This is a genomic window from Pseudoalteromonas sp. SG41-2, from assembly GCF_014164535.1.
Classification (GTDB): domain Bacteria; phylum Pseudomonadota; class Gammaproteobacteria; order Enterobacterales; family Alteromonadaceae; genus Pseudoalteromonas; species Pseudoalteromonas rhizosphaerae.
This window is the reverse complement of the sequence record NZ_JACJFK010000072.1, coordinates 1-2,241: the sequence shown is the minus strand read 5'-3', so window position 1 is coordinate 2,241 and position 2,241 is coordinate 1. Positions and strand designations below refer to the sequence as shown.

The following is a 2,241-nucleotide window of genomic DNA, read 5'->3' as shown; positions in this document are numbered from 1 at the left end:
TTATGGATACATCAATCCCGCTTGGGACACACTTATATCAATCAATAGAGCACTACTTCAAAATAGATAAAGATATAACAGAAAAACACGGATTTCCTGAGGAGTTAAAACCCTATTTAGACCCAACAGATTGCCAAGTTAACCGTCAGGAAGTGTGGTAATTAAAAGCTAAATCGCTCTTTAAAAATTTAAAAAATTGAACCTAAAGTGATGCATTTAATTGTTTTAGGTTTAGTTTGCAGCTTATGTAGATAGCGGTATTGTTATTTTTCCTGATAAAGCATCAGGTGACGCCGCTTTTCTAGCTGTAATTTGCCGACCCAAATACCACGAGAAACCCTTGGTGAAGTGGTGAGTATTTTATACCTGATTACAGGCAACGCTTGATCTCTGAACCTGAAAGAAAAGAAACGTTAAATCGGAATACAAAGCCAAACGGTTATTTATGCAACTAACCTGCGGTATGCCGTAAATACCCTATTTTAATATTATTAAGAGGGAAATCATGAACAAGGACGAAAAAATGAACGCAACAATCAAAAGTATCCCAAGCAAATTCACGGTTGTAAACTTTACGGCTAATTATAAGACACACTTCAACGCCAGTTTGAATGTGGCTATATGGACTGTCATAGCAGCTGCTTTTGCATTATTGACACTATCTGCAATTTTTACGTCACTAACAGGGCCTGATTATCTCTATATTCAAGGAGATATGTCGTTGACTCAATTTTGGCAACTATACTCAGGCCCAATTGCGACGGTTGGCTTTTTATTGACTTATGGTTGCACACAGTTAGTTACTATCAATAAGTCGTATTGGAAAGTGTACTTTATGAATAATGTTGAGGTGATTTATAAAGGAGAAAAACTAGACTTAAATTGTTATGAACTAAGGATGTACGATAAGGGTAAGTTTATTATTGCTAAAAATAACCAGCAAATTGATGACTTTATTTTTCAGCTTAACAACGTTAGTTAATTTAGGTCTATGCTATCCCAGCTTTATCTATGTGGCCGAAACATTTCGAAGTTGATTGGAAAGTAAAAGTACAGTACCGCCTAGATAAAAATGTGACCTTGCCCTATGTGGATATTGATGAGCGTAATAACTGGGATAAAGGTGAGCAACCAGATAAAGCATGGATAATAAAGGAAATAGAATATGCATGAGCAGTATGCTGAAACCGCTTATAGAGGTAAGCAATATGCAAAATTTAGAGATGAAATAGCGACTGATGAGCGTGACTCTATGTATTGCCGTTATCAAAGTAAGCAAGCAATATACCCAAGAGGAAATGTTTTTGGACACTGTTTTGACAGTTCTCAAAACTCCGATTATAAATATAATTTATCAGGTAAAGCTGAACATTATAGAAATGTTCTTGGTAGTGATCCGCATATTTTAAGTCTATCTACATTAGGAAAAAAAGTAATTGACGTACTATTATTTTTTTGGTTTTGTGCGCATTTAACTCTTCTACTTTTTATATTTTGTTTACCTCTTTTTTTATTTCTATTTGGAGATCCAGAAGAGGCAAAAGATGTATTAATTGTACTTTTATTTATATGGGGAGGATCTAAATTATTTAACTTAACTATCTGGACGTTAATAAGAAAAATAGTTATGCATTCAAGAATGAATTTTGAGAGAACTACGGGCCTTGTCTGGCTATCTCAAAATGACAGTACCGAAGTAATTAATAAACTTCCATTTGAAGAGTTTAATGCTCACTATAAAGTCCAGAACAACCCTCAAAGCGGCTTTCCATTTAGGGGATTTACACTATTACATTTTAAAAAAGACGTTTTTTATGCGTGGACAGGTGCTAATTTAATTAGCTCTGCATTTGTACATTGGGAATTATTACAAAACTTTATGGATGTTACTCAACCTTTAGCTGATATTCCGCAATTTGAATATTACCGTGAGTTTGATAAAACCACCGCTGAATTTGATAAAGCGAATGGCCGCCCTAAGTACTTTTGGTATCGGGTTGATAAGTCATTTTTAAAAGAAATGTCTAAAGCGGATGATGAACTTAGAAAAGAATTTAATGATGAAGAACAGCTCAATAACTTATTGACGGGTAAACCTATCAGAAAGCTAACACCGCCGGATATATTTAAATTCCCATGGAAATATGCGGATAATATAAAAGCTGAAAGCGAGATTAAATTTGGCAAAACGTTGTGGCAAAAATTCACTTCATTTTTAATGATTGATTTGTAGTTAAACAA

The 2,241-nt window shown here is 34.3% G+C and carries 3 protein-coding genes; all 3 read left to right on the top strand.

The genetic code is table 11. The annotated features are described in order from the left end of the window. The first annotated feature begins 523 nt into the window (after window positions 1–523). Genes H5186_RS22365 through H5186_RS22355 form a run of 3 tightly spaced genes read left to right on the top strand, consistent with a single transcriptional unit; the run spans window position 524 to window position 2,233 of the window. Entirely contained in the window at window positions 524–982 is a 459-nt protein-coding gene (locus H5186_RS22365; RefSeq protein WP_182762842.1) for a hypothetical protein, read from the top strand. Between the two features lie 29 nt (window positions 983–1,011). Continuing rightward, window positions 1,012–1,173, top strand: coding sequence for a hypothetical protein (locus tag H5186_RS22360; RefSeq protein WP_182795027.1), 162 nt, complete (start codon window positions 1,012–1,014; stop codon window positions 1,171–1,173). Beyond that, window positions 1,166–2,233 (top strand): hypothetical protein, encoded by a 1,068-nt coding sequence (locus H5186_RS22355; protein ID WP_182762766.1) that lies wholly within the window; start codon window positions 1,166–1,168, stop codon window positions 2,231–2,233. The genes H5186_RS22360 and H5186_RS22355 overlap by 8 nt, the downstream gene beginning before the upstream one ends. The last annotated feature ends 8 nt before the right edge of the window (window positions 2,234–2,241 follow it).